Source organism: Sphingopyxis sp. KK2 (assembly GCF_001990265.1).
Taxonomy (GTDB): Bacteria; Pseudomonadota; Alphaproteobacteria; order Sphingomonadales; family Sphingomonadaceae; genus Sphingopyxis.
Window position 1 is genome coordinate 1 of sequence record NZ_LYVN01000264.1, and the last position, 2,196, is coordinate 2,196.

The 2,196-nt window shown below is 66.0% G+C and carries 2 protein-coding genes and 1 pseudogene; all 3 read right to left on the minus strand.

What is annotated here, in order from left to right; all coding sequences use genetic code 11:
• A partial coding sequence (locus B1A78_RS21560) for an SMP-30/gluconolactonase/LRE family protein (RefSeq protein WP_077148880.1) occupies nt 1-717 on the minus strand: 717 nt, incomplete at its 3' end.
• A gap of 95 nt (nt 718-812) precedes the next feature.
• Nucleotides 813-1,625 carry an IclR family transcriptional regulator gene (locus B1A78_RS21565; RefSeq protein WP_077148881.1) on the minus strand — a complete coding sequence of 271 codons (813 nt, stop codon included), beginning with the start codon at nt 1,623-1,625 and terminating at the stop codon, nt 813-815.
• A 161-nt stretch (nt 1,626-1,786) separates the two neighbouring features.
• Nucleotides 1,787-2,196: pseudogene (locus B1A78_RS22880) on the minus strand (lysophospholipase); the annotation flags it as partial.

Sequence of the window (2,196 nt, forward strand, 5' to 3'; positions counted from 1 at the left end):
CGGGCACGACGGGAACGGCAACGGCAGCGGGATCGAACGCAGCAGCTTGCCGTCGGGCGCATAACAGGCGACCGCCTGCGCCAGCACCAGCGCCGCCCAGATCCGCCCTTCCGAATCGACCGTCGCGCCATCGGGGCCCGATCCCTGCTCGCGGCAATCGACCAGATCCTCGCGCGGCCCGATTGCGCCGTTTTCGGGGTCGTAGCGATAGCGCCGCAGATGCCCGTCGAGGCTGTCGGCGAAATAGAGCGTCTCGCCATCGGGCGAGAAACTGATCGCATTGCCGATCGCGACCCCCCGCTCGATCTCCGCGCAGCCGCCGTCGGCATCGAGCCGGAACAGCGCCCCCGCGTCATCGTCATAGCCGGTGCGCATCGACGCCGTCAGGAAACGCCCATGGCGGTCGGCCTTGCCATCGTTCAGCCGCGTCGCGGGCGCCATGACGGGACGCGCAATCGCCTCCACCTGCCCGCTCTCGGGATCGAAACGATAGAAACCATCCGCCAGCGCGGCGATCAGTCCGCCCGACGCGAGCCCGATGCTCCCGACCGGCTGATCGAGCGTCCAGCGGCGCACATCGCCGCCCTCGGCATCGCTCGACAGGATTTCGGGCGCGATCGAATCGACCCAGTAAAGCCGCTCGCTCCGATGATCCCACAGCGGGCTTTCGCCCAGCCCGGCGACGCCGGCGGGCAACAGGTCGATGGCGACGGGCATGATCTTCTCCTCTTGTGACGGCAGAGGATAGCCGCTGCGCCGCGACGCGCTGCGCCGGCCGGTCCGGCGCCGCCGCTTATTTCAGATGCGATTTGTCATTCCGCCGCGATGGCAAAATCCTCACCCTCGTCGGCTGCATCGTCGCCGCGATTGTCCTGCGGATAGCGATGATGGAATTCCGCGATCGTCTCGCGCATGATCTCGACGAACTCGGCGCGGCGCGGCGACAGCCGTTCGGTCGTGCCGCCGATCCCGATCACCAGCGGGATGCCATGGCTGCTGTTGCCCAGCGGCATCGCGATCGACGCGATCCCCGGCACCGGATGTTCTGGCCAGTAACAATAGCCGGTGTGGCGGATCCAGCGGATCCGGCTCATCACATCCTCGAGCGTGATCGCCTTGTCGGGATTGAGCTCGTAATAGTTGGAATAACGATAGATTTTGTCGATCTCGCGGTCGCGCATCCGGCTCATCAGCGCCATGCCTGCGGTCGCGTCGAGCATCAGCCGCATCTCGCCCGGATTGGGCGGGCGCTTGTGCGGATGGTCGGGGGTGCGCATCGTCACATATTGGATGAACAGGTCGTTCTGCGTGACGAGGACGACGGTTTCCTCGGTCTTGCGGAACAGCTCGTCGATCAGCCAGTTATAACCGTTGCCATAGGCGACATGGCTGTAGAGCCAGCTGCCGAGCGAAGCGACCTGCAGCGTCGGCAGATAGGTTCGCGTCTTGCGATTATAATTGAGGTACCCCTCGATCACCATGCTCTTGAGCAGGTTGGTCGTGCTCGACTGCGGATAGCCGAGCGCCGAATAAATCTCGTTGAGCCGCAACGGCTCGCGGCGATCGCGGAACAGTTCGAGCACTTCAAAGGTGCGCGACGCCGATTTGACGGGTTTTCTCTTCATCTCTCCACCCCAACAACGACGGCGCTGATGCCGTCTGTGGCCGGTCAATCCGCCGCCTCGCGGGCGGTCTCTGTTCCGCCCACGATAGCGATCCGCCTTCTCCAGACGCGCAAAAGCGTGACTTCATTCGGTCATATCACATATGTGATATCGGGTGAAGGTCAGGGAGAAGCCGGAAAACCCGCCAGATGCGCGGCGATCCGCGTCCCCCAGGCGGCGCGCAGCCGCGGCGGCCCGTCGTGCGCCATCGTCTCGTCGATCTCGATGATCGCGCCCGGAATCGCCTCCGCCGCCTCGATCGCGCGCTCGACCGGGATGACCTTGTCGTGCCGCCCGTGGACGATCAGCGTCGGCACGCGGATGCCCGCCAGCGCGGGTCGCAGGTCGGGCGCGGCAAGGCTCGCGGCGAAATGCCGCGCGGTGCCGCCGGGGTGGATACCGTGGCGCCAGGCGAGCCGCGCTTCCTCGGCGACGCGGCCCGCATCGAAGTCGGCCGCCATGCCGTTCGCCTGCGCGACGCCGAGTTGGCGCGCGACATAGGCGTCTTCGTCGGGGATATGGTCGGAGGCGA